The 25,926-nt window shown below is 44.3% G+C and carries 17 protein-coding genes; 10 read left to right on the top strand and 7 right to left on the bottom strand.

The window, feature by feature from the left end:
• The first annotated feature begins 135 nt into the window (after positions 1–135).
• The 8 genes from ACX6CI_RS01630 to ACX6CI_RS01665 all read left to right on the top strand — a co-directional run bounded on the left by ACX6CI_RS01630 (position 136) and on the right by ACX6CI_RS01665 (position 14,095).
• Positions 136–1,035, top strand: coding sequence for an NAD(P)-dependent oxidoreductase (locus ACX6CI_RS01630; RefSeq protein WP_458776438.1), 900 nt, complete (start codon positions 136–138; stop codon positions 1,033–1,035).
• A gap of 530 nt (positions 1,036–1,565) precedes the next feature.
• Positions 1,566–2,843 (top strand): OmpP1/FadL family transporter, encoded by a 1,278-nt coding sequence (locus ACX6CI_RS01635; RefSeq protein ID WP_458776439.1) that lies wholly within the window; start codon positions 1,566–1,568, stop codon positions 2,841–2,843.
• Between the two features lie 81 nt (positions 2,844–2,924).
• Positions 2,925–4,436: a cyclic nucleotide-binding domain-containing protein gene (locus ACX6CI_RS01640; protein WP_458776440.1), complete on the top strand. Its 1,512-nt coding sequence runs from the start codon at positions 2,925–2,927 to the stop codon at positions 4,434–4,436.
• 2 nt (positions 4,437–4,438) lie between these two features.
• The gene (locus tag ACX6CI_RS01645) at positions 4,439–6,151 is read left to right on the top strand and encodes an HD-GYP domain-containing protein (protein ID WP_458776441.1); all 1,713 of its coding nucleotides are present in this window, start codon (positions 4,439–4,441) and stop codon (positions 6,149–6,151) included.
• 5 nt (positions 6,152–6,156) lie between these two features.
• A complete protein-coding gene (locus ACX6CI_RS01650) occupies positions 6,157–7,857 on the top strand; it encodes an HD domain-containing phosphohydrolase (RefSeq protein ID WP_458776442.1) in 1,701 nt (566 codons plus the stop codon).
• A 186-nt stretch (positions 7,858–8,043) separates the two neighbouring features.
• Positions 8,044–11,412, top strand: coding sequence for a PAS domain S-box protein (locus ACX6CI_RS01655; protein ID WP_458776443.1), 3,369 nt, complete (start codon positions 8,044–8,046; stop codon positions 11,410–11,412).
• Between the two features lie 149 nt (positions 11,413–11,561).
• Positions 11,562–12,464, top strand: a complete 903-nt coding sequence (locus ACX6CI_RS01660) for a DUF362 domain-containing protein (protein ID WP_458776444.1) — start codon at positions 11,562–11,564, stop codon at positions 12,462–12,464.
• Positions 12,461–14,095: a 4Fe-4S binding protein gene (locus ACX6CI_RS01665; protein WP_458776445.1), complete on the top strand. Its 1,635-nt coding sequence runs from the start codon at positions 12,461–12,463 to the stop codon at positions 14,093–14,095. The genes ACX6CI_RS01660 and ACX6CI_RS01665 overlap by 4 nt, the downstream gene beginning before the upstream one ends.
• Before the next feature lie 32 nt (positions 14,096–14,127).
• On the opposite strand, the gene ACX6CI_RS01670 is transcribed toward ACX6CI_RS01665, so the two are convergent.
• The 5 genes from ACX6CI_RS01670 to ACX6CI_RS01690 form a co-directional block, all read right to left on the bottom strand.
• On the bottom strand, positions 14,128–15,282 hold the full coding sequence (locus ACX6CI_RS01670) for a radical SAM protein (protein WP_458776446.1): 1,155 nt from the start codon (positions 15,280–15,282) through the stop codon (positions 14,128–14,130).
• Between the two features lie 61 nt (positions 15,283–15,343).
• Positions 15,344–17,452 carry a phosphate acetyltransferase gene (pta, locus tag ACX6CI_RS01675; protein ID WP_458776447.1) on the bottom strand — a complete coding sequence of 703 codons (2,109 nt, stop codon included), beginning with the start codon at positions 17,450–17,452 and terminating at the stop codon, positions 15,344–15,346.
• Positions 17,453–17,644: 192 nt separating this feature from the next.
• Positions 17,645–18,169, bottom strand: coding sequence for a 3-isopropylmalate dehydratase small subunit (locus ACX6CI_RS01680; protein WP_458776448.1), 525 nt, complete (start codon positions 18,167–18,169; stop codon positions 17,645–17,647).
• Entirely contained in the window at positions 18,169–19,461 is a 1,293-nt protein-coding gene (locus tag ACX6CI_RS01685; RefSeq protein WP_458776449.1) for a 3-isopropylmalate dehydratase large subunit, read from the bottom strand. The genes ACX6CI_RS01680 and ACX6CI_RS01685 overlap by 1 nt, the downstream gene beginning before the upstream one ends.
• Positions 19,462–19,530: 69 nt before the next feature.
• Positions 19,531–20,115 (bottom strand): helix-turn-helix domain-containing protein, encoded by a 585-nt coding sequence (locus ACX6CI_RS01690; protein WP_458776450.1) that lies wholly within the window; start codon positions 20,113–20,115, stop codon positions 19,531–19,533.
• A gap of 179 nt (positions 20,116–20,294) precedes the next feature.
• On the opposite strand from ACX6CI_RS01690, the gene ACX6CI_RS01695 reads away from it, so the two are divergent.
• Positions 20,295–21,332 carry a hypothetical protein gene (locus ACX6CI_RS01695; protein ID WP_458776451.1) on the top strand — a complete coding sequence of 346 codons (1,038 nt, stop codon included), beginning with the start codon at positions 20,295–20,297 and terminating at the stop codon, positions 21,330–21,332.
• A 36-nt stretch (positions 21,333–21,368) separates the two neighbouring features.
• On the opposite strand, the gene ACX6CI_RS01700 is transcribed toward ACX6CI_RS01695, so the two are convergent.
• Positions 21,369–22,424, bottom strand: coding sequence for a hypothetical protein (locus tag ACX6CI_RS01700; protein ID WP_458776452.1), 1,056 nt, complete (start codon positions 22,422–22,424; stop codon positions 21,369–21,371).
• Positions 22,399–22,920, bottom strand: coding sequence for a rubrerythrin (gene rbr, locus ACX6CI_RS01705; protein ID WP_458776453.1), 522 nt, complete (start codon positions 22,918–22,920; stop codon positions 22,399–22,401). The genes ACX6CI_RS01700 and rbr overlap by 26 nt, the downstream gene beginning before the upstream one ends.
• Positions 22,921–23,839: 919 nt before the next feature.
• Between rbr and fusA the strand changes: the two genes are divergently transcribed.
• Positions 23,840–25,921 carry an elongation factor G gene (gene fusA, locus ACX6CI_RS01710; RefSeq protein ID WP_458776454.1) on the top strand — a complete coding sequence of 694 codons (2,082 nt, stop codon included), beginning with the start codon at positions 23,840–23,842 and terminating at the stop codon, positions 25,919–25,921.
• Positions 25,922–25,926 lie beyond the last annotated feature (5 nt).

The raw sequence follows: 25,926 nt of genomic DNA on the forward strand, positions 1-25,926 counted from the left end.
TCGTGAAGTTGATTGTTGCCAACAGGGCACTTATCCCGGCTTTGCTTCCCGTTTATCCGGGTTAACATAATCAGAATTGCTCATCCTTAGACCCCGTGACATATTTAAAAACTCAAAATTTGGTAGGAGAATAGCGTGGCAAATGAATCAAAACCAAAAATAGGATTTATCGGCTTAGGGCTCATGGGCGCTGCAATGGTACAGCGTTTACAGAGCCTTGATTATAGTGTGACTGTAGTAGCCCATCGCAACAGGACCCCCATCGAGGAGGCTGTTGCAAGAGGGGCCGTTGAGGTAAAGAGTGCTGCAGAAGTTGCCAGCAATAGCGAAATAATAATGCTCTGTGTTGATACCAGTGCTGCTGTTGAAGCTGTAATGAATGGTGAGAACGGAGTGCTTGCCGGTCTGCAGAAGGGGAGTGTGGTGATTGATTTTGGAACCTCAATTCCTGGAGGCACCAGAGCCCTTGCCCTTGCTTGTGAAGCAAAAGGTGCTTCAATGATGGATGCTCCCCTTGGACGTACTCCTGCCCAGGCGGTTGACGGCTTGTTGAATATTATGGCAGCGGGTGCAGACGCCGACTTTAAAAGGCTTAAGCCCGTTTTTGAAGATCTTGGGGAAAATGTGTTCCATGTGGGGCCCATTGGGGCCGGACATACCCTAAAGCTGATTAATAACTTCTTTGGTATGACCATGGCGTGCGCAATGTCAGAGGCCTTTGCCATGGCCGATCTTGCAGGTCTTAAGCGATCAACACTCTACGACGTTATGTCCGCTGGACCTCTTCGTTCAGGCATGATGGATTTTATTAAGATTGGCGCCGTTGATAATAAGCCTGAAAACATGGCTTTTTCCATTGCCAATGCCGGAAAGGACGTGGGCTACTACTCTAAAATGGCAGATGACTTCGGGGTGCCAAGCCTGATGTCCCCTTCTGTTAAGAGCACCTTAGGCCTTGCAAAGGTCTCCGGCTATGGAGAAAAAATGGTTCCTGAGATGGTGGACTTCATAGCAGATATTTTCAAAAAAGAATAAGTGAGCAAGTATCGTGACATAACAGGCCGTCATACAATTGTGGCAGCCTGTTCTTTGGTTCAGGCTATAAACTGATGTCCCAGGTCCATACGGTCTCGTTGTTGTATCAGTTTTATGGCGTGATGTTTGGTGTTGGCCTGAGTGCCACTGATGTTATCCCGCTCACCATAACAGCGAGGACTTTTTATAATCCTGCATGAGTTTTGAGTACATTGGTTGCTTTGTTAGGGTCATGTTTGCCCAGGTGAATTAAGTAACAATGTGTCTCAACTATTCAAATATTCATTGAAAACAAAAAAAATGCCCCCCAGGCAAGATAGACTCATTTTGTTTATACAGCGTAATTTGTTGCTCTATCTCCTTGTGAATTATAATTCGTTAGCGCATAATATAGTGGTAACACCTTAATGGAGAATTAAACAAACCCCGGTAAGGGTAAAATCTATCGGGATAAGCGTCGTATAGAGACCTATTATTTTTTTAAGAAGGTTTTCTGCGTAAGGCAGTACATGATCTCAGGGGGGGGATGTATGGTTGTTTTTTATCCAGGATTTTACCGGGTTAAATGGCAGGTGGTGAGCTGTTTTGTTTGGCTCGCTGCATGTATTCTGATTCAAACCAATCTAGCCCATAGTGCCGGCTATCAGATTCCAAACCAATCCACAAGGGCCGTTGGTATTGCGGGAGCAACGGTTGCCTATTCAACCGGAGCCGAGGCATCATACTACAACCCCGCCAATATGAGTTTTCTCTCTGATGCCTGGTTTCTGGAAACAAGCCTTACCATGTTGTACCTCCCATCCATTGAGTATAGCGATAATCGCAGCCCACTTATGGACGGTTCCTCAGAGTCTGAGATGTTCTATCTACCTCAGATTCATCTGGTTTCAGAGGATATGCAAAATTTTCGTTTTGGATTCTCCCTTGCCTATCCATATGGTTTAGCAAAACGTTGGGAAGATCCTTATCCCGCTGCCTCAGCAAACGAGTTTTCCCTTGATGTTATTGAAGCCAACCCGACCTTCTCGTTCCTGTTGACTGATAGTTTTAGTTTAGGTGGCGGAGTACGATTTATCTACAGCGAAGGAACTGTGGAAAATGGCGTCCCGGGTTTTACAAGAGAACTTGAAGGGGATGATTTTCAGGTGGGCTACAATCTTGCGGCAACATATAAGCCCATTGAGGCCTGGCGTGTTGCAGCAACTTATCGTTCTGAGGTTACAATGGAGCTTGACGGTGATGCTGACCTCGTTGCTATGATGGGGGATATGTTGGTCGCAGGTTACAATGGTTCCGGGTCGGTGGATATAATCCTTCCTGCAGTATTCAGCCTTGCCACATCCTATACAATTAAAGACCTGACCTTTGAAGTGACCTGGAACAGGACCTTCTGGTCGAAAGTTGAGAATTTTGATTTTAATTATGATCAGTCTTTTCTTGGCACTCCCTTTGATGGTTTTGACAGACCACTGACTAAAAAATGGGATGACAGTGACGCCATACGTTTTGGCCTTACCTGGTCTGTTGTCAAAGCCCTTGATGTGACCTTTGGTTTTGCCATTGATGAAACTCCGGTGACAGAGGATAACCTGGGCTTTGAATTACCTGATTCTGATGCCTATATGTATTCAGCCGGCCTCGTTTACGACGTGTCAGAACGTATGAGTCTGGGACTGTCATATATGTATCAGTATACCACAACTCGTTCTGTAACAGGTGATTCGGTCGCTGGTCTGCCAGGGATCGATGGTACCTTTACAGATGGTGGGGCACATGCTGTAAATGTCGGTGTTACCTGGAAGTTTTAGCAGTTTTGTGAGGGTATAGGCATACATGATGAGAATGATATATCCCTAAACTTAAATTATGCGTAGTTCGTATGAAAGGTGATGATTATGCAGGATGGCGGCGCAGTTGCAGAAGCAAATCCCCTGGACGTTCTTTTAGAAAAAGCCACACTGTACAGTAGGCCCTGCTCGTTTACAGCGGGTGAGACAATTATGTCGCCTGCAGAGGGGGATAAGGCCTTCTATTATGTTGCAAAGGGCACTGTTGAGGTGAGCTACACCGATCAGAATGACACCAGGATTACGGTTGCGCTGATTGGTGAGGGAGAATTCTTCGGGGAAATAGGCTTTTTTGACGGAGAGACAAGGGTAAGGGATATCCGGGCCAATGGTGATGTCATAGTTGGAGTATTCGATGAGAAAACCATCGAAACCATACAGCGGGAAGATTTAAAACTATATACGGATTTTCTTGTTTTTATCACCCGTAAGATATGTCGAAAGTTTAGACGTATCGCAGGTGAACGGGAGCCGGTGAACAGTTATGCAGACTCACTTGCCACCAGGCGCTCTGTCCGCTACAGCGACTCAAAACCAATCCCCTCATCACTGATGCACTCAAAAGGTTGGCATTTTATCAGCAGTAAAATGGAAAAATGTAAGGCGGGCATGTTTGATATGTCCCACCAGCTCCAGCAAAAAGAGGCCCAGGGAAACCGGGATGAAAAGCTGGAGCGCGAGTGTATAGATCTTGTGGTTGAGTTTAATTCTTCACTGGGTGAGTTTCAGCAGGCCATGAAGGGCACGGGCTATGAAGAGGTTATGTGGGGCTATGTCTTTAAGGAATTTTATCCCTACCTGATGCGCAGCAGGTTTGCAGAACGCGCCTACTTTAAGCCCAAGGGCTATGCAGGTGATTTTCTTATGATGGAACATATCTATGCAAATATTCCAAAAGGGGAAGGGCGCCTGGGAGAACTTATTGATATCTTCTGCCTTGAGCGCCCTGGATCCCTTGCAATCCATGGGAGAAGACGGCTAATAAAGGAGCAATTGACCCGCATCAGCAATGAATTGCATGGACGTGGTGAAAGAACCTCTATTATGAATCTTGCCTGTGGCCCCAATCGGGAACTCTTTGACTTTATAGCAGAATGTGATCACTCCGATACTGTGGACGCCCTGTGTGTAGATATTGATGCCGAGGCGTTGCAATATACCAATCAGCATGTGAACATTTTCCCCCATATGGCCTCTATTCGCCTTATGAGTGAGAATGTTATTAAATGGTCTCTGGGGCGAGCTTCCCATCAGATGGGAGAAATGGATATTATTTACTCTGCCGGTCTGTGTGATTATCTCGATACCAGATTGTTCCGTGCTCTGGTCACCCGGTGCTATAATCATCTAAAGCCTGGAGGCTCATTGCTTCTTGGTAATTTTACCTCTTACCCCGACTCACTGTTTTTAGATAAAATCCTTAAGTGGGAACTGATTTACCGTGATGCGGAAGATTTGAAGGAACTCTTTGCCCCCACACCTTTTGGTGACAATGTCACAATCCTGGCAGAAGATGAAAATGTGAATCTTTTTGTCCTGGCAACAAAGGAATAAGTATGCAGGCGGCCTATCCCCATACATTTACATCCTTTCAAACTGATTTAAAGGAATTGTTCTATCAACGGACACTTGTATGTTTGTGGCTTGCTGTTGTCTTTTTTTCGATTTTCTCCGTTCTTGATTTTGTTTGTTGCAGGGATCATTTTGGTCTGTTTTTTATGTTTCGAATGGTCTATGTGGTTACCATACTAGGCTTTATTAATATCCTCTCACTGCCTGGCTGTAAAAAATATGCCCCCCACCTGATTTATGGCGCAATGGTGCTTGGCGGTTTTTCCATTTCTCTTATGACTGTGCATCTAGGGGGCTTCTACTCCGGCTATTATGTTGGGATTCTGTTGATGATTGCTGGAACACTTTCAGTTTTGCCCCTTAAAATTCCCCAGGTGTTGTTTATCGGTCTGTCGATGTACGTGATTTATGTATTTACTGTCCTGCTGGGAACAGGTGATATGAACTCTGAACATCTGGTCTCTATGCTCAATAACAGCTTCTTTTTTCTCGCTCTCATTGGGATCACAGTGGCCCAGAGTTATGATGATTTTCAGACCCTGTTACGATCTATACGGGCTAAGACGAGTTTGAAATCTATTCGGGGAGAACTGACCAACTATACGGGCGGGCTGGAAAAAATGGTGCAGAAACGCCTGGAAGAACTTGAGGAAACTGACCTGAAATATCAGGATCTCTATAATTCAATATCTGATCTAATTGTTCTCACTGATGAAAAGGGGAAAATTAAAAAGATTAATGAACACTGTGTAGTCATTCTTGGGTTTAGTCCAGAGCAGTTGGAAGATAGGTTCATTGCCGATTTTATCTATGAAGAGGATGACAGTTGTACGGCAAGCCTGCTTATTGAGCAACTCAAGAAGGAAAATCGTATAGAAGGTATACAGTTGCAGGTGCAGAACAGCAGTAGCCAAATACTCGATATCGAGCTGAGCGCTAATAGGTTCTATATAGAAAATAAGACACATTTTCAGTTTGTTATTCGTGACATTTCGGTCCCAAAGGCAATGGAGATGCACCTTCTTGACTCAGAGCGTCTCCTTGATAGTTCAAGACAGGCTGCAATCTTTGGTTTGGCTCGCCTTGCAGAGTGTCGGGATGATGATACCGGGGCTCACCTCAATCGAATCAGGCTTTATACAGGAATCCTTATACATGAGCTGGCTAACCTGCCGGAGTTGAAAAAGATTATCAGCGGAGATTTTATCGAGAATTTACTGCGTTCTTCTGTCCTTCACGATATTGGCAAGGTCGGTACTCCGGACGCTATACTTTTGAAACCGGGGCGCTTGACGGATGAGGAGTTTGAAGAAATGAAGCGACACACTGAGTATGGGAGTGAAATTTTGGCGGATGCGGAGGCAGGTGGGGAGGGCGTGACCTTTCTTCACCTTGCAATGGAAATTGCGCGTCACCATCACGAACGCTGGAATGGTAGCGGATATCCCGATGGTTTAGCAGGTGAAGACATACCTTTTGCTGCCCGTGTTGTCTCCTTAGCAGATGTGTATGATGCTCTGACCTCAACAAGAGTATATAAGGCTGCCTATACCCATGAGGAGGCTAAAGAGCTGATAATACGAGAGAGAGGAGCACAGTTTGATCCGATGGTAGTCGATGCCTTTCTTCGCGTAGAACTTGATTTTAAAGAGAGCAGGATGGGACTGTTACTTGATTATAAACAGCCGTCCATATGAGTTATATGGAAACCTACAGAGACGAACTACAACTACTGCATCACAGGCGGGTCTATTATATTGTTCTCGGTGGCAGTATAATGACACTGCTTTTTTCCCTACTTGACTATGTTACCGTTCCCGATCGTTTTTTGCAGTTTCTTAACTATCGTATTGTCATTGCAATGTTTGGGATTTTTCTTTTCTGGCTGAATAGCAGGGATAAAAACAACCGTTTTCCTTTTTGGATCGGGTTTGTTGGCTTTGTTTCAGTTATTTTTGTCATTTTACTGATGATTTATCAGATAGGTGGAGTCCTGTCCCCCTATTATGTTGGCCTGATTGTGGCCATTGCCCTCTACGCGACCCTGGCGCCTCTAACTGTTGGAGAGACTCTGGTTGCGGGGGTAATTCTGTTGACAGGTTATATGGTGAGTATAAGTTCTTCTCACTCGATTTTGACGACATACACTGTGCAACTGTTTAGTAACCTGTTTTTTATGATCTGTTTTATTCTGATAATTGCAACCCAGAGCTGGGCTGAAACTGTAGCCCGTAAAAGTGAGTACCTACTTAGAAAAGAGGAAGACTATGCAACTTCAGAGCTTTCTTCTCAGGCAGAGACTCTGGAAAAAGAGGTGAAAAAGAGATCCATTGAACAGGGAAATCTTGATAAAAGATACAGGCAGTTTTTCAATCAGTTAGCGGATCATGTGGTGGTTATTAAACCTGATGGAACGATTGTTCAGGCAAATAACAGGTTTAACGATCGATTTTTTTTAGGAAAGTCCTCCGGTGGAAAGTCCTCCGGTGGAAAGTCATTGTGGGACATAGTTGATACAAACGACAGACCTGGCTTGCAGGACCTGTTAAGTAATATCGTCGGAACTGGAACATCACTGTCCGAGGTTACGATTACTCTGGTGGATGGAACCGATACAGGACTTGAGATGGAGGTCAACGGGAATGTTGTTTTCCGTGGAGATCTTCCCCACGGGATTTTGCTTATTATGAGGGATATCAGTACCAGAAAAGAGATTGAAAAGCAGTTGTATAAATCACTTGAAATGAAAAAGAAAACAGAGATTTCTGCAATCCTGGTTCTGGCAAAGCTCTCTGAATTCAGGGATGTAACTCCCCTTCATCACCTTGAGCGTATCCGTGAGTATTGTAAGGTTCTCAGTGAAGACCTTGCGCAAACAGAGCATTTGAAAAAGGTTATGAACCCGAGATATATTGAGGATATTTATCATGCCTCTATCCTCCATGATATTGGCAAGGTCGCAATCCCCGATGAATATATGGCGGGGGAGGTACCCATGGTAGAGTATGAGAAAGATCTGCTTCGAAGACACACCCTTATTGGAGGGGATGTTATTCGGGAGATGGAGGAAGAGAGTGAAGGTAGCGGTTTTCTGACCATGGCAAAGCATATTGCCTACTTTCATCACGAACGATGGGATGGAACTGGATATCCCTATGGTCTTTCAAAAAGGGAGATTCCCCTTGCTGCCAGAATTATGGCTGTGGCTGACACCTATGAAGAAATGACCAGTATGGACAGTGGAGATACAGATACTATACATAACAGTGTTGTTGCTTATATAAAGGAGAACAGAGGTTCACAGTTTGATCCGCAAATAGTTGACAGCCTTCTCAATGTTCAAAACGAATTTAACAAAATCCGTATGGCCTATCCCGTTGATCCTTCTTCTTCAAATTTGTAAATACAACAAGAGGTTACGATATTCGTTGTTTTACACATATTACCAATATATATTCCGAAAATTGACAAACAAATTGATTGATAATAACATAAACTATTAGGTCCGTTGGCTGTGCTTTCTTCTTGTTGTGAGGAGGTACCGCGGGGTTGTTGTGGGTAGTTAAAACTTGTGGCTGGCAGGTGTGGGTTGAGAGCGATCAATTTAGGTTCAATTAATAGAACGCTGTTTATACTGGTGCTGGTTACCATGGCACCTGTCGTTGCGATTTTGCTCTATTCAGCGGTTGAACATAAGAAATTATCCGTGGCGGATGCTGAGCGGGATATTTTTCTTATGACAAGCTCCATGGCTGAGGTGCAAAAAGATCTCACCCACAGTGTTCGGCAAACTCTCACCGTTCTCTCGCTGCTGGCTGAAGTGCAGTCGTTTGATCGAGAAAAATCGAGCACGATTTTTAAATCAATAGTTTCGCAGAACCCAGAATATTATAATATTTCACTGGTGGCTCTTGATGGATCTATAATAGCTTCTGCAAAATCGTTCAGCGTAGATACAAATCTCAGTGATCGCAAACATATACAAGATGCCATAGCAGACCGTCGTTTTTCAATTGGTGAATTTATAGTTGGCAGGGCGGGTGAGAATGCCCCTGTTTTTTCGTTTGCCTATCCCGTTTTTGATCAGGAATTGCAGCTCGTGGCTCTTCTGGCAGCAGCGATCAGGTTAGACTATTTTACTAAATTTCACGAATTTGCTGAAATGCCGGCAGAGTCTTTTATCTCGGTCACCGATTATAAAGGTGTTCGTCTTTTCTACTATCCTCCCCAAAGCGATACAAACCCTATTGGCAAGCCCATAAAAAGGGCCTCATGGATCAAAGCTCAGACCCTGGCAAGTGCAGAGTTACAGGGAAGCTTTGTGTCCATCGGCTCAGATGGGGTGAAAAGAATTTTTGCCTTTGAAAGGGTTGGACTGTCTAAAAAGGCCAGGCCCTATATGTATGTATGGGCAGGGATTCCTGAGGAAGATGTACTGCGCCCTGCACGGAAGGCTCTTGTACGTAATATGATATTTCTTATTGCCAGTATAGCGCTTGCTCTTCTTGTCTTTTTACTGGTGGGAAAGAAAATACTCATCGAACCTATTAATAGGCTGGTGAGTTTGACTCAAAAGTTTGCCGAAGGAGAGTTTACCCCATGTGTTGAGCCGTCCCGTGGGCCACGAGAATTGCAGGTCTTAAATAACGCTTTTTTTGAAATGGCGACAGATCTCAGTGAAAGTCAAAGAACGGTACGTGACAGTGAAGATCGGTTCAGGGAAATATTTAATAATATGACTAATGGGGTGGTTATATTTACACCCATTGATGGTGGAGACGATTTTGTTGTAAAGGATATTAATCCTGCAGGTCTTAAGCAGGCAGGTTTTTCGCGTGAAGAACTTATTGGCCGCTCAGTTTCTTCTGCCCTGCCTGATATTTTTGATACGACCTTTCTTGAGCTGTTACAACGGGTCTATTTAAATGAGTCTACGGAGTATTACCCTGTATCAAAATATGAGAATGAACAGGTTCAGCTCTGGATTGAAAGTTATATTTTCTCCCTGCCTGTGGGGGAGGTTGTTGTTGTTTACACCGATATCACTGAAAGAAAACAGATCGAAGATGAACGGTTAAAAAGTGAGGTGAAGTTTAGGGCTGTGATAGACCACGCCAGTGATGCAATATATTTGGTTGATGAAAATGGAGAAATTCTTCTTGTTAATAAGCGTGCCTGTGAATCCATGGGCTACACTGAAGAGGAGTTTTTACAGATGAGTATTGCGGAAATTGACCCACATTTCAGTGATCGCAGTGATATCGAAAAAATTTGGCGCCCCCTCGTTGAGGGAAAGACCCATATTATAGAAACTGAGCATCGGGATAAGGCTGGTAGAGTCTTTCCAGTGGAGGTGAATCTTGGCAGGATTACCACGGGAAATAAAAAAGCGTACTTAGGAATAATACGGGATCTTTCGGCACGAAAGGAGTTTGAAGCCTCGCTGAAAAGAAGCAAAGAAGAGTGGGAAAATACCTTTAATGCAATGAGTGATATCATCACTATTCAGGATAGGGATATGAGTATTCTGAGGGCAAATAAGGCCTTTCATGACACCTTTCCTGAATACGATAATATTAAGTCTGCTCCTCCCTGTTATGAAATCTTTCATAGTGATAAGCAGATTTGTTCAGATTGTCCGGCTCAGAGAACGCTCGCGGATGGAGCAACCCACCGGGAGGAGGTTTTCGATGAACTCACCGGGAAAACCTGCAGCGTCGTCACCTGTCCGATTCTTGATGAAAATGGCGATTTTGAACATTTGGTTCACATTGTAAAAGATATTACAGAGAGTAAAAAGCTAGAAGATGAGCTGTTTCAATCCCATAAAATGGAAGCAGTGGGTACTCTGGCTGGTGGTATTGCCCACGATTTCAATAATATTCTTTCGGCAATTATGGGATTTGCAGAATTCATTAAAGAAGATGTTCCAGTTGGTAGTCAGATAGGCCAAGATGCGGATGAGATTCTTAGCGCCACAAACAGAGCGAAAGATCTGGTCAAGCAGATACTCACCTTTAGCCGGAAAAGTGACCACAAAAAAGAGGTGGTGGAGCCGCATCTTGTGGTTCAGGAAGCAGTTAGCATGCTTCAGTCAACATTTCCCACAAGTCTTATGATTGTAGAGGATATCCAGACAGACTGCTGTCCTATTCATGTAAATTCGACCAATTTACACCAGGTTGTGATTAATCTCTGTGCAAATGCGCGTCATGCGATGGAAGATGATAAGGGGGTATTGCGAGTCGAGCTTAAAGACGTTAGCCGTCGGAAGAGTGCTATTGATTCTACTCTTGAACAACAAAATTATGTTGTCCTTCGCGTAATTGACAATGGTTGCGGTATGGCCCCCGAAGATCTGGAACGCATTTTCGAACCCTATTATACAACCCGTGAGGTGGGGAGCGGAAGTGGCCTTGGACTATCTGTTACCCACGGTATAGTTGAGGATTGTAATGGTTTTGTAGAGGTTGAAAGTGAGCCGGGTGAGGGCACAGCCTTTTCAGTCTACTTTCCATGTTATGGGGATGAGACTATTACTCATGATACTGCTGGCGAGGGACTGGAAATGCCCGTTGTGGGTGTCAGTGGCGGACGTATTTTAATGGTGGACGATGAACCTGCGTTACTCAAGATCAATACAAGACGTTTTGAAGGCTTGGGCTATGATGTGGTCGTTGCCCATAGTGGCAGTGAGGCGTTGAAACTGATATATACTGATTCTGCTGGCTTTGATTTACTTATAACTGATCAGACAATGCCTGAACTCACAGGGGAAGAGTTGGCCCGAGAGGTATTACTGATCAATGATAGTCTACCGATTATTATCTGCACCGGTCATAGCGAAAGTTTTTCCAAAGAGCAGGCCCTTGCAATGGGAGTAAAAAAATACATACTAAAGCCCATATTAGGTAATGATCTCATCGATGCAGTCCGGGATGTTTTAGGGCCAGATTAACCCTATATGTCTGCTTTTTTATCCTCACTTTTTTGTCATATTATGTCTGTCATAAAACGTCTGGACTCATTGTTGAGTTAGGTTAAAATGGTAGATTAATTAAAACCTGTTATCATAACAGGGTGATCTCATCCTATGGGAGGTAGACCATGGACAGACGACAATTTATCAAACAGGCAATTGCCTATTCTGCAGGTCTTTCCTTTTCTGTTCCGGAGGTTTTCGCGTTATCAGAGCCCCGTCCAGAGCTTTCTCTGGTGACAGGAGCGAATTATAAAGAGGTTGTTTCCAAGAGCATCGAACTTTTGGGTGGTATGGGAAAGTTTGTCCGCTCCGGGGATACTGTGGTTGTAAAACCAAATATTGGCTGGGACCGAACCCCGGAACAGGCTGCAAACACCAATCCTTTGGTGGTGCAGAGGCTCATTGAGCTTGCCCTTGACGCGGGAGCCTCCACGGTGCGTATTTTTGATCATACGTGCAATGAAAAGCGACGTTGCTATCAGAACAGCGGTATGGTCGATATGGTAAAGGATATTGGTTCAAAAAAGGTTCGACTGGACCATATCGATAGAAGAAAGTTTATTTCAGTAAAGATTGAACGGGGTAAATCCCTTACGAACTGGAAGATCTATGAAGAGGCAATAACTGCTGATGTCTATATCAATGTTCCGGTGGCTAAACACCATGGTCTTGGTAGACTCAGTTTAGGGCTTAAAAATTCCATGGGAGTGATTGGTGGAAACCGTGGAAGTCTGCATCACGATTTAGGTCAGCAACTTGCCGATCTTGCAACGGTGGTCACACCTTCACTTACTGTTATTGATGCCACCAGAATACTTTTGCGTAATGGTCCCCAGGGCGGCAGTCTGAAAGATGTCAAAAAGCTTGATCAGGTTATAGCCTCAGCTGATCCTGTGGCAGCTGATGCCTTTGGAGCAACTCTTTTTGGCCTGGCCCCTGAAGATATAGACTCAACGGTCGCTGCCTATAAAATGGGTCTTGGGCAAATGGAACTGGATAAAATTAATGTCATAAAGAAAACGCTGTGAAAAGGGACAAGGGTGTAAGGAGAAAAAGCAGGTATTTCCTCTGGCAGCTGGCTCGACGCCTGACCCAGTTCTTATCTGTATGTCTCTTTCTTTTCCTCTTTATAAAGACGGACTATACTGGTTCAGATACTATTGAGTATGGTGTAAATATTCTCTTTAGGATCGACCCACTGCTGGCTGTTACGACTATGGTGGCAGCCAAAACCTTTATTGCCCTTCTTCTACCCTCTCTTTGTATCATCGGTCTGTCATTTATTTTTGGACGAAGCTTTTGTGGCTGGCTATGTCCCCTTGGGGGACTTTTAGATTCGGTAAGAAAAGTCTTCAGGGTGCCAGGAGGGGGACTCAAAGGCGGGCGACAAACGTATCTCCCCAAATTACCTGTCCTGCTTTTTCTGTTTATACTCATTGCTGCTGTCTTTGGTTTGCCTCTCGTGGGGTTTGTAGATCCATTTTCTATTCTGGTACGAGGTTTGGTGCAGGTGGTATATCCTGGATTACATTTAATCTCTGATACATTTTTTACCTACACCTATCATAATCTGCCTACTGTCGTGAATAGTCTGACTGAACCTGTATATGGATTTTTACAGGCCACCATCTTGCCCTTTGAGCAACGTTATTATGAACTGACTATTGTGAGCGGTTTGATTCTGGCACTTGTCTTTGTTGGTGAATTGGCCCAGAGCAGATTCTTCTGTCGTAATATCTGCCCATTGGGTGGTATGCTGGGGCTTGTAAGTTTTTCTGGTACCATGGCGGTAACAGGGGGGAGTGATGAGTGTAGGAGCTGTCGTCTTTGCGCCACTAGATGTCGTATGGGTGCAATTGATGAAAAAAGGGAGATTTCAGCCTCCACCTGTATTCTATGTATGGATTGTATGGTGGAGTGTCCTCAGCAGCGTATCTACCCACTTGTATCGCTCCCATCCTGGCGGAACACAGGCGCAAAGAAGGTGTCCCTTTCAAGGCGACAATTTCTAGGGACTGTCTCTGCAGGTTGTACCCTGACTCTATTTTTTGGCGTGCAAAATAGAACAGCACAGGCGCAGAATATGTTGGTGCGACCCCCCGGTGCGCTTATTGAGAAAGAGTTCTTAGCCCGCTGCGTTCGTTGTGGAGAATGTATCCAGGTCTGTATTACTAATGGTCTGCAGCCAACGACCTTTCAGGCGGGACTTGAGGGTTTATTCACTCCTTATCTTCAGACAAGGAGCGGCTACTGTGAGTTTAACTGTACCCTCTGCGGCCAGGTCTGTCCCACCGGAGCAATTCAGGTTTTAGACCAGGCCGATAAACATGTGACAAAGATTGGCCACGCCTGGTTTGATAAGAATATCTGCCTACCCTTTGCAAAAGGGATTCCCTGTATCGTTTGTGAGGAGCATTGTCCTACTCCCGAAAAGGCTATACGATTCAATCTTGTTGAGGTTAAATCTCAGAATGGAGAGATGCTCACCCTTAAACAGCCGTATATTGTGGACGAATTATGTATAGGTTGCGGTATCTGTGAGACCAAATGTCCACTGCCGGGCCGTGCTGCCATTTATGTTAATAGCGCTGGGGAAGGCAGAGACCCTGACAATGAATTGCCGGGGTCTGCTTCTGCGATTGGAGGAGGCTATTTCTGAGGCGGGGATGAATAACTAGTAATAAATGTAAGCTAGATATACCGTCTCATCAGATTGTCGATGACCTCATCAAAATTGTCCACTGTTGCTCCAAGCCTAGTACAAACATCTTCAATATAGTCACGTTTTACTGGATCTTTCAGATCGGTTATATCATCAAGGCGCCTGGTCCTTCTCCCGATACAAAAGAGCATCTGGTCATGGGGGGCAAGCTGCAGGAAATCACGCAGTGGGCGCATCATCTGTTCCTTGTCACCGGGGAGTTTACCGTCAATTTCTGGAAAGAGATTGAGGATATGATCGCTTCGTATTGTGCTGGTTATGTTGCCCAGGTTTTCCAGCCAGGTCAGTAATTCTCGAACAGTGTCCACCTCTCCCATCTTGTCGAAGTTTCCACCCAGGTACGTCTCGGTGAGTGGAGCACCTGATGCCATGGCAAGGGTTCGAAGGCGTATGAAATCAGGGTTAATCTGGTTAAGAGCGTCCGCTGTTTCAAGCGCATTTTCTATGGTATGGGTTTTTCCACCAAGGCCCGGCATAAAATATTCTGATAGCTGCATGCCCGCCTTTTTAACCTTTTTCCCAGCAATAATATGTGTTTTTTTGTCGGCACCTTTTTTTACCATTGTAAGAACAGCATCCGAGCCGGATTCCATTCCTATATGGAGTCTGTTGAGGCCTGCTGTGGCCATCTGGGCTAAGTGGTCATCACTAATCTTAGAGATAGTCTGGGACCTGGCGTAGGACGTGACCCGTTGTACCTGGGGAAAGGATGTTTGCAGGTGCTTTAAAATTGTGATGATACTTTCAGGTTGTATAACGAGGCTGTTGCCGTCCTGGATAAAAATAGACTGCATTCCGCTAGAAACAAAGGCCGAAGCTGCGTGAAGGGCAGGGAGATCGGGTTTGCCACTACCATTAGAAAGTGAGATCAGTTCACTTTGGGAAAGCGGCTGTCCACTTTTACGGCTTTCAAGGATTGTATCCACATAAAAGCGAATGGCGTCTATGTCTTTTAGGACATGGTTCACAGGGCGCATCGTGAATTTTTTGGTTTTATAAAGACTGCAAAATGTACACTGATTCCAGGGGCAGTTTCTACTGACACGAATCAAAAGACTATTTGCTTCACTGGGGGGACGTATCGGGCCCTGTTCAAAACCGCAATATGGTTCTTCTTTTTTCATAGCGTCCTTCTTCTAACATATTTGCAGAAAGGTCATGAATGTTCTGGTTTCAACGATTGATTTACGTCTGTAATCCTTTTTCTGCCTGCGCCTGGATAGCGGTAATGGCGACTGTGTTCACAATATCTGTCACCATACAGCCACGGCTCAGATCGTTAACCGGTTTATTTAGTCCCTGCATGATAGGGCCAATTGCCACAGCCTTTGCTGAGCGTTGAACCGCTTTGTAGGTATTGTTGCCGGTATTCAGGTCAGGGAAGATGAAGACGGTAGCCTTGCCAGCCACTTTACTTCCAGGCATTTTGGTTGCTGCCACCACTGGATCGACCGCTGCATCATATTGAATTGGCCCTTCAAGAAGGAGATCAGGTGCAAGACGATGGGCAATTTCGGTCGCTCTTTTGATCTTATCAACTTCTTCACCTATTCCTGATGTTCCCGATGAGTAGGAGAGCATGGCAACATAGGGTTTTATACCAAAGAGCTCAGCGGTACGGGATGATTCTATTGCAATCTCAGCTAGCTGATCGGCAGTCGGGCGTGGGTTAACAGCACAGTCTCCATAGGCGAGAACGCGGTCCTCAAGGCACATGAAAAATACAGAAGACATTATGGTGGAACCGGGTTTTGTTTTTACAAATTCAAGAGCCGGGCGGACTGTGTTGAGAGTGGAATGGACAGCACCCGAGACCATACCGTCGGCATGTCCTTTGTAAACCATCATGGTTCCATAGTAGTTAACTGCAGACATCACATCTCGGGCATTATCAGGGGTAATTCCTTTATGTTGTCTGAGCTGATAGTATGTGTCTGCGTATTCGGTCAAAAGTTTAGAGTGGTTGGGGTCTATAATTTTTACATCGTTGAGTATAAGACCCAATGCTTGAATTTTATTTCTAATACTTTGTACATTGCCAAGGAGGATGATTTTCACAGCGTCGCGATGTATCAGGATCTCTGCAGCTTTGAGGATTCTGTCATCACTTCCTTCGGGGAGTACAATTGTTTGTTTGTGTGTCCTTGCTCTTTTAATAAGACTGAACTCAAACATTTTCGGTGTGGTGAAAAGCATACTGTAGCCCACGATATTTTTTCTCAGCTCAGTTGTCTGGACGTGGGATTCAAAGAGGCCAAGAGCAGAGGCAATCTTTAGAGAGGATTCGGGTTTTATGCAGTTGTGGATCTCCTTTATTTTCATTGCTGTAGTGAATGTATCGGCTTCTACTTTGATGATTGGGACGAGGTCATCCATGCCGTGGAGTAGATTCCGGAGCATTTTGTCGGATTTGAGATAGCCAGTGAGTACAATACCACCAATATTTGGCATATTTGATGACCTGTAGGCCGCAAGTGTTCCTAGTATTATGTCGATTCGGTCAACGGGAGTGATAATAAGATTGCCATTTTCAATTCGGGGGAGAAAGTTTCTCAAGTTCATCGCGGCAATGACAAAGCGGGACACAGGCCTATTCAGCTGCTCTTTCCCGTGGATTACTTTTGCGTCGAGTGCCTCGGCAATTTCTGCCATGGTTGGCCGATCAAGTTTATCTTCAAATGGAATTGAATAGATGAGTTGGGTTTTGTTCTGGAGCTTTTCTTTGAGCGCTGTCAACATCTTCTCCTGCAGTGTGACAGGTGTTCTGTTGACTATAATGGACAAAATAGATGAACTTTTTTCTTCAAACGATTCTATGGCAAAACGACAGGACCTCACAATACTCTCTATAGAGCTTTCGTGGGCATTGGCAATCATGAGAACAGGACAACCAAGATTGTTTGCAAGTTCTACATTTAGTTCAAACTCAAAAGCAGAAGAGTCGCTTTCATAGTCTGTGCCGATACAAAGGACAAAATCATACGCTGCCTCCAAGGCTTTGTAGCGGTCAAGAGTAGTTTCAAGGAGTTTGTCATACTGCTTGTCAGCGACAAGTGTTCTGGCTTCTTCAAAGGTGTAGGCATACATCTGGGAGTATGGGATATCAAGGTTATAATGACTCGATATCAGATGAATAATTTCATCCTCTCCATCTCTATTATGCTTCATGTTCACAATCGGTCTGAAGACAGCTACGCGAACCAGATTACGGACCAGAAATTCCATAACCCCAAGGGCCACGAGAGAGATACCGCTTTTGGGTTCGAGAGCACTGATGTAGAGATTTTTCGACATGGTAATTCCTTTAGAAGTAATCAAATTCAAAATCGAAAAACAACATAGAATGTGGACTCAGTGTAGACTCTACTCACCGAAATTGCATGTGTTTTTTTGTTGTAACTGGGAGGGGGATGAGCGGGGGAGAAAATAAAATGTGACAGGGCAAGGGGTGTACCCCGTCACATCAAGGTGAGAAAGCGCTAAATCCTAGTAGTTAGAATCAGCGTATCCCACCCAACCTCCAGCTTCTACCAGAGCCTGGTCAAACTCTGAGATAGAAAAGCTAAGGGTTTCTTCCTCACTTCCTGCCTGGAAGTGGAGTGTCTTTTGTTCAAGATCAGTGGTGACAGTAGTCTCTTTACCACCGAATTTACTAAAGAGAGAATCAATCTGATCTTTAGGGAGTTCGACTGCCATCATGCCGCAGTTAAACATGTTCTGCTTGAAGATACGTGCATAACTCTCAGCAAGGACGATGTTGATATCGTTAACTTCAAAGGCCCATGGAGCATGTTCTCTTGAAGAACCGCAACCAAAGTTGGCCCGGGTGAGCACAACAGAATTCTCTGCTATATCACTTTCAGGATTAAACCCCTCCAAAGAGAGATCTTCCAGGAGATACGGTTTTAAGGCCTCTTTTGTGATTTCGGTGAGGTATCTCGCCGGAATGATTTCGTCTGTATTTATATCGGAGCGGTCCAGAAACAGAACCTTGCCGTTAAATTCTTTCATTACTTACCTCCTGCAAAAATATTGGAGTTACTGATATGTCCGTTTATAGCCGTAGCCGCAGCAGAAGCAGGACTCATAAGATGCACAGTGCCACCTTTTCCCATACGACCATTGAAGTTTCTATTGGTGGTGGAGGCACATATTTCACCTTCGGCAAGAACACCGTTACTCATGCCAAGACAGGCTCCACAGGTGGGGTTGGTCACACAGAACCCGGCATCCATGAAAATTTTGATAATACCTTCTTCAAGGGCCTGGCTGTATATCTTAGGAGAGGCGGGGGAAACAATGCCTCTGACACCAGCCTTGATTGTGTTGCCTTTAAGTACATTAGCTGCAACGCGCAGATCTTCTATGCGGCCGTTGGTACAGGAGCCGATATATACCTGATCGACCTTTTCACCTGTCATCTCACTAATGGCCTTCACCTGATCAGGCTTATGACCAAAGGTTGCAACCGGAACCAGCGAAGATGCATCAATACTAATAACCTCAGTGTAGGTGGCATCCGCGTCAGCTGTGAATGTCTGGTAGCTTGCAAGGGCCTCTTCTTTTGAGGCGAATTCATCCTGGATGAACTCCCAGAGGTAGTCGACGGTAACCATATCAGGGGCACATATTCCTGAGGTTCCACCGGCCTCAATGGCCATATTACAAAGAGTCATTCGGGCTTCCATGGACATTGATTCCACGACATTGCCGGTAAATTCAATCACCTTATTGGTGGCGCCGTTTACCCCGAGTTTACTGATGACTGCAAGGATCGCATCTTTTGCATAAACACCATCTGGCAGCTGGCCGCTCAACTCAACTTTTATGGACTCAGGGTAATGAAAGGCACAAACACCCTTGAGTATTCCTACCTCAAGATCAGTGGTTCCAACACCTGCTGCAAAGGCTCCAAAGGCCCCATGGGTACAGGTGTGGGAATCCCCCATGATCACAGTGTAACCGGGTCTGACAAAGCCTTTTTCAGGGAAGAGTGCGTGGCAGACGCCGTTCTGACCGATATCGAAAAAATCGATAATCTTGTTTCTAAGTGCCCAGTCCCTTAAGATCTTGCCCTGCATGGCAGTTTTGGAATCTTTAGCTGGTGTAACGTGGTCGATGACGGCCTTAATCTTGCTAGGGTCAAAGACACGGTCCATTCCCCTTGATACTAAGTCATTAATGGCCACCGGGGTGGTGATCTCATGGCAGAATACCGCATCCAGGCGAATAACATGTATGTCGCCAAAGGGATTGTCCACTTTGTGGGAATCAAATATTTTTTCCGCAATCGTTTTTCCCATAATGTCCTCCGGGATTGTTGTGTTAAGTCTGTTTTTGCCTAACAGGTTTCTCTTTGTGTTTATAATAAGTCAGCTTGAAAACATACCCCGGGCGGGGGTGACCACCCAGATTGCCTCAAGGGTCGTTTCGCCTGAATTTTTAAAGAGGTGCGGGCTGTCCGATGGAAAGGATATACTATCTCCTTCACTAAGTGCATATGACTCATTACCATAGATGAGTTCAGCTTCTCCCTTGAGAATAACACCAAACTCCCAGCCAGCATGGCCATATTCGCGGTCTCCCTTCTCCCCACCTGCAGCAATTTGCAGGGAAAAAGCGTCAATTGCGTGTTCAGTTGTACCGTCACCTGGAACAGAGAGTTGCTGGATGATCATTTTCGGGCTCGTTATGCTGGCCCTGTCATCTTTTCTGATTATGGCTACTTTTCTTTTCTGTCTGTAATCATTAAATAAATATTCGTAGTCAATATCCAGCACATCGGCAATGAGCAGCAGGGTGTCGATGGATGGTGACACCTTGTTTCTCTCAATTTGAGAGATAAGGCTCTCACTGACCCCAGCCCGCAGTGCTACATCTTTTAGGGTGAGTTTCTTACGTTCCCGAACTGTGCGAAGCTTTTCACCAAATTTATATTTTACCTTAGACTTTATCAATACTGCACCTCCTTGAGTATTTATAAAGTTTGAGGGCTGCTTTTGTCAATAAAAAATTATAGACTGTTGTCACTTTAAGAGAATTTTTTTGGATGATATATTGGTATTCTCTATAAGATACGCTATCATCATAAAAAATAAGCTTGGAGGTTTGATCCATTAAAGGGGGAGGGCTATTTATGGGGAAGTATGGTGCAACATTATTACTATTAGCGTATCTGTTTTTAGGTTTCCCGGTTGTTGTCAGTGCGGAAGGGATTCCCAAGGAAAAACCGGCAGACTGGGGAGCAGAGCAGGGAGATGATATCCCACTTGTTGATTCTGCAAAAGAACAGTCACTCGATGATATGCAGGTGGAAGCATCGGCTCTGCTCTATGAAGTTTCAGAATGGATTGATTCATTTTTTGATGATGGTCGTTTCACTGAGGAAGAAAATGAAAGTCGGGCAACGTTGAAGCTATCCATGGGATACTCTAAAAATGATGATATTGAGATACAGCCCCGTCTTGACGTACGATTAAAACTCCCCAAATTATCAAGTCGTGCTCAGCTTATACTCGAGGCAGCGGAAGATTCAGATTTTGATTCGGAAGATTCACCATCAGATAATTATTCCGACAATCACGATGATGATGACGGAGGAGAATTTCGAGCGGCACTTCGCTGGTTTTTAAAAGACAGTGATACCTATAACATCGCGCTTGACGCCGGTGCTTCATGGAGCTATTTGTATGGTAGCGTACGATTCAGATCTCTCCAGGATTTTGGTAGTTGGCAGGGCAGGTTTACCAATCGACTCCGTTACTATACCGATGATGGTTGGGAAAATCGTACTGCTTACGATCTCGAACAACCCTTTGGAGATGATTTCTTTTTTCGATCAACAAGTAAGTTTAACTATTACGAAACCAAAGACGGCTTTCCCCACTCCCAGCATTTTCGGCTGTATCAGGTACTATCTGCAATCCGTGCTGTGTCCTATGAGACTGCATTTTATATGGAAACAGAACCGAGTTATAAGTTGTCTGATGTGCAAGTTATTGTCAAATACAGGCAGCGTTTTTACAGGGACTGGTTAATGCTTGAGGTCTCTCCCAGAATATCATTCCCCGAAGATCATGACCGGGATGCTAATCCAGGCCTTTTCTTTACCCTTGAGGCCTCATTTGGCAATAACGCAGACAAAGAAGGATTTAAGAAGATTTTTAAAAAATAGTGGACTTAATCCAGAAGTTGTTATTGGGGGTGCGGATTAAAGATTCCATCCCCAGTATGAGAGAAAGCGGGGGAAATCCTTCATGTCTGAGTTGTCTCGTTGCCAGAATTTCAGGCTGGTATAGAAGGGTGTCGTGCTTGAGTCACTTCTGCCATACGCCTTATCCTCCCCAACATGCCAGTCAAACGCCCACCAGCTGATTAGCAGCCTTTCAAGGGGTTTATTGTTATTTTTCACATAACCTGCCCGTGGTCCATCTGTTTCAAAAAATGACACTGCTCCACTCTGATAGGGGAGGTTGCTGAGTTGCGTCATTGGATGAAGACGTAGAGGTCTGATTTGAGTGAAGTCAGTGTGATCTATTCCGGCTTTAGAAACCCCAATTACCCGGTGGGTTTCACTGGCGATGGTAAATGTGTAAGGTTTGTCAGACGTAGTCTGTGAAGAGATAATACCTGGTAGCTTGTATCCGAAAACGGTTTGTATAGATTGCGGCCAGTTGTCTGGAAAAGCATCTTCTGCAAGATCACCTGTTGGGAAGAAGGCGAGGTAACAGCCGCAGGTATGGACAGTGGTAATGAGAACAAGCCTGTCGTATCGGTCTGATGTATATATGATTAGAAGACCGGGGTTTTTGCCTGCAGTGATATTTAATGTACATAGACCAAAGGGAACTTCTGGGAAATGCAGGCGGTAGATACGGTTTGTGTATGTTCCTTTTTCAGTTGTGAAATGATCTTGCTCGAAATAGAGCGAAGCTATTCTGGGATTGACCTGCAGTTCTATGTCATCGCCTACTTCCACCGGTTCGGGTGTGCCAATTTTATTGAAAGAGTGATTACCGGAGAGAATATGAAATGCTGGAGGTTGATGTTGTGATAACTCTCCCACAACAGGTGTAGTATAACAGATTGTTATGTCCGGATGTTCTGCTTTACTACAGCAACCGGAGAGACAAAAAATAATAAGAGCAAAAAGAACAAAAAAAGAGGAAGGAAAGTAGTGGTTACTACATGAGGAGAAAACCACTTGTCCTTTTAAAAAAGAACAAGTGGCTTTCAAAGAACTATATGTCCATGTTCGCTGGCTCATAGTACTCTTTAGGGTGTTTACAGCTTGGGCACTTTGGTGGGGGCTCAGTGCCGGTATGCTTGTAACCGCATACTGAACATTTCCATTTGATTGGCTCTTCGCGTGTGAAAACGGTTCCTTTTTCTACCATCTCAAGGAGTTTTTTGTATCTTTCACGGTGCTCTGCTTCAATTTTACCAATCTGGGTAAATAGCATTGCGGCTTCCATGTTGCCTTCTTCTTCGGCTTCTTTGGCAAAGGTTGGGTACATGGTAACAGTCTCGTAATTTTCTCCGTCCATTGCTTCTTTGAGATTTGCAGCAGTGTCGCCAATACCACCCATCATTATGAAGTGATCTTTGGCATGACGCATTTCATTCATTGCAGTCTCTTCAAAAATATTTGCAATATAGTGATATCCTTCTTTGCGTGCAACTTTGGCAAAATAGGTATACATATTACGTGCCTGGGACTCTCCAGCAAATGCTGCCTTTAAATTTTCTTCAGTCTTACTCATGTAAGCCTCCATAATTGAGTATTGATAAACCAACCTACCACTAAGTGATAGCTGTTATTAAAAGATAACGGTTATTATTTACCTGAGGTAACTGAATCTGTCAAATAGATTTTCCAGGTATTTCATGCTGGAAGTAGTTTTCTCAGCACATATAACAAGCTGAAAAAGCATTCAAACCATAGGTTACGCCTTAGCAGAAGGCACTCTAATTAAAAACAGAGGAAACTAGTTATAGTTGAGTCACATTTAAAAATGTCTTCTCGGAGCCTGGGCTTACCTGATGTCAAATTTTCGTTAGTGTTAAAAATGTATCGTCAGGTAATTTTTTCTTTGACTGTGGTAAAATTTTTTTCAGGTCGTAACTAAAGATCATTTTTTGCAAAAATCTCAGTTGTACTACGGTAAAACAAAAAAACACCAAAGGATTTATCCCACCTTTAGTTCAAGTATGCGATAGATAACTGAACAGAAGAATGTTTTGGAATTTGTGGCAAGGGAAATGGATGAACAAACGAAAAAATAATCATTTAGAAAGAAAAAATGGTGTTTATCGATATTTTTCTATGGATTTTTTCTGGATGTCGGGTTAATGTACGCTGTTGATCAGGTTAATTTTCGAGTGTGTGGTGAGATCACCTTCACTTGATGTGATATCTAAGTACCCTGTGAATTGTTTTGAAACGTGCACTCGTTTTCAATGTTTTAAGGCACTAAATGGTTTTAACCAGGTACTTTTGACTTATGTGTCCCTTTGTTGGGGGCGAGTCTATTTTATAATCTGTATCTAGAGATATCACGAATGAGTCAGTTGAGTAAGGGGTTACAGCATGCTGTGACTCCTTACTTTTTTATATTCACTCAGCTTGCATAAGCTAGGCCGGGAACGTACCGGTTGGCACCGTTGTAGAGGACAGCAGCCATGAACACGGATTTATCAAAAGTAAGAAATATAGGTATCAGTGCCCATATCGATTCGGGAAAAACCACTCTCACCGAACGTATCCTGTACTACACCAAGAAAATTCATGCCATTCATGAGGTACGTGGCAAGGATGGTGTTGGTGCAAAGATGGATTCCATGGAGCTTGAGAAAGAGCGTGGTATAACAATTCAGTCGGCTGCTACATACTGCTCCTGGAATAATCATGATATTAATATCATTGACACACCTGGTCACGTTGACTTCACCGTTGAAGTAGAGCGCGCATTGCGTGTTCTTGATGGTGCTGTTCTGGTTCTCTGTTCAGTTGGTGGCGTACAGTCCCAGTCTATTACGGTTAACAGGCAGATGACCCGCTACAATGTTCCACGTGTTGCTTTTATCAACAAGTGTGACCGTACCGGTGCAAATCCTGAGAAAGTTACAGGCCAGTTGAGAGATAAACTTGACCTGAATGCACATATGATGCAGGTGCCTATCGGTCTTGAGAACGACCTCAAGGGTGTTGTTGATCTTATTACCATGAAGGCTGTCTATTTTGATGGCGAGAATGGTGATGATATCCGTATTGAAGAAATTCCTGCTGATCTGGTCGATGAAGCTGCAGAGAAGCGTGAAGCAGTTTTGGAAGAAGTGTCTATGTTCTCTGAAGAGCTCATGGAAGCACTCCTTGAAGGCGACGATGTAGATCCAAAGCTGATCTATGACGCAGTTCGTAAAGGTACACTTTCTCTTGAATTTACTCCGGTATTTGTGGGTTCTGCCTATAAGAACAAAGGTGTTCAGTCTCTTTTAGACGCGGTTGAACAGTACCTGCCATGTCCGACTGATGTAACCAATATGGCACTCGATCTTAAAGATGGAGAAAAAGAGTTCCCGGTAACAAACAACCCGGAAGATCCTCTTATTATGCTTGCGTTCAAACTCGAAGACGGTCGTTATGGTCAGTTGACCTACGTTCGTACCTATCAGGGTTTTCTGAATAAGGGTGACACCGTATTTAACAGCCGCACAGGTAAAAAAGTTAAGATCGGTCGTCTTTGTCGTATGCACTCCGCTGAGATGGTAGAAATCGAGAGCGTTGGTTCCGGTGACATTGTTGCACTCTTCGGTGTTGACTGTGCTTCCGGTGATACCTTCACCACTGATGCAATTTCCTGCTCCATGACCTCTATGCATGTCCCCGAGCCTGTTATCTCTCTTGCTGTTATTCCAGCGGATAACAAAGCCCAGGTTAATATGTCCAAGGCACTCAACAGATTCACTAAAGAAGATCCGACCTTCAAGACCTTTGTTGATCATGAGACTGGAGAGACCATTATTTCAGGTATGGGTGAGCTTCATCTCGAGGTATATATTGAGCGTATGAAACGCGAGTATGATGCCACTGTAGATGTCGGTGCTCCTCAGGTTGCCTACAGAGAAACCATCTCTCAACGTGCTGACTTTAACTATACCCACAAGAAACAGACTGGTGGTTCAGGTCAGTTTGGTCGTGTTGGTGGTTTTCTTGAGCCAATCGAAGAAGATTACGAATTTGTTGATAGTATCGTGGGTGGTGTCATTCCACGTGAATTTATCAGCTCTTGTGATAAGGGTTTTCAAAAGAGCATGATTAAGGGTTCACTCTGTGGCGCACCAATTACAGGTGTTCGTTGTACCATTAATGATGGTGCATTCCATGCAGTGGATTCCTCTGATGTTGCCTTTCAGCTCGCCTCCCAAGGTGCGTTTAAAGAAGGTTACCTCAAGGCAAAACCAGTCATTATGGAACCAATCATGAAAGTTGCTGTCGAAGGACCTTCTGAATTCCAGGGTGCTGTTATGGGTTCTATTAACCAGCGTCGTGGTATGATTATTGGTACTACTGAAGAAGGCAGCTACTCAGTGATTGAAGCAGAAGTACCTCTTTCTGAGATGTTTGGTTACTCGACTACTCTCCGTTCGCTTACCCAGGGTAAAGCAGAATTTACCATGGAGTTTTCAACTTTTAAGGCTGTGCCTAAGAGTGTGAATGACGAGCTTGTCAAAGCGTATCAGGATGAGCGTAAGAACGCTTGATATTC

It is taken from the genome of Desulforhopalus glucosivorans, assembly GCF_054397165.1.

Excerpts from the sequence above, each read along its gene's own strand:
- ACX6CI_RS01635 (WP_458776439.1), top strand. The coding sequence starts at position 1,566 with ATGGTTGTTTTTTATCCAGGATTTTACCGGGTTAAATGGCAGGTGGTG.
- ACX6CI_RS01640 (WP_458776440.1), top strand. The coding sequence starts at position 2,925 with ATGATTATGCAGGATGGCGGCGCAGTTGCAGAAGCAAATCCCCTGGAC.
- ACX6CI_RS01645 (WP_458776441.1), top strand. The coding sequence starts at position 4,439 with ATGCAGGCGGCCTATCCCCATACATTTACATCCTTTCAAACTGATTTA.
- ACX6CI_RS01650 (WP_458776442.1), top strand. The coding sequence starts at position 6,157 with ATGGAAACCTACAGAGACGAACTACAACTACTGCATCACAGGCGGGTC.
- ACX6CI_RS01660 (WP_458776444.1), top strand. The coding sequence starts at position 11,562 with ATGGACAGACGACAATTTATCAAACAGGCAATTGCCTATTCTGCAGGT.
- ACX6CI_RS01670 (WP_458776446.1), bottom strand. The coding sequence starts at position 15,282 with ATGAAAAAAGAAGAACCATATTGCGGTTTTGAACAGGGCCCGATACGT.
- pta (WP_458776447.1), bottom strand. The coding sequence starts at position 17,452 with ATGTCGAAAAATCTCTACATCAGTGCTCTCGAACCCAAAAGCGGTATC.
- ACX6CI_RS01680 (WP_458776448.1), bottom strand. The coding sequence starts at position 18,169 with ATGAAAGAATTTAACGGCAAGGTTCTGTTTCTGGACCGCTCCGATATA.
- ACX6CI_RS01685 (WP_458776449.1), bottom strand. The coding sequence starts at position 19,461 with ATGGGAAAAACGATTGCGGAAAAAATATTTGATTCCCACAAAGTGGAC.
- ACX6CI_RS01695 (WP_458776451.1), top strand. The coding sequence starts at position 20,295 with ATGGGGAAGTATGGTGCAACATTATTACTATTAGCGTATCTGTTTTTA.
- ACX6CI_RS01700 (WP_458776452.1), bottom strand. The coding sequence starts at position 22,424 with ATGAGCCAGCGAACATGGACATATAGTTCTTTGAAAGCCACTTGTTCT.
- rbr (WP_458776453.1), bottom strand. The coding sequence starts at position 22,920 with ATGAGTAAGACTGAAGAAAATTTAAAGGCAGCATTTGCTGGAGAGTCC.
- fusA (WP_458776454.1), top strand. The coding sequence starts at position 23,840 with ATGAACACGGATTTATCAAAAGTAAGAAATATAGGTATCAGTGCCCAT.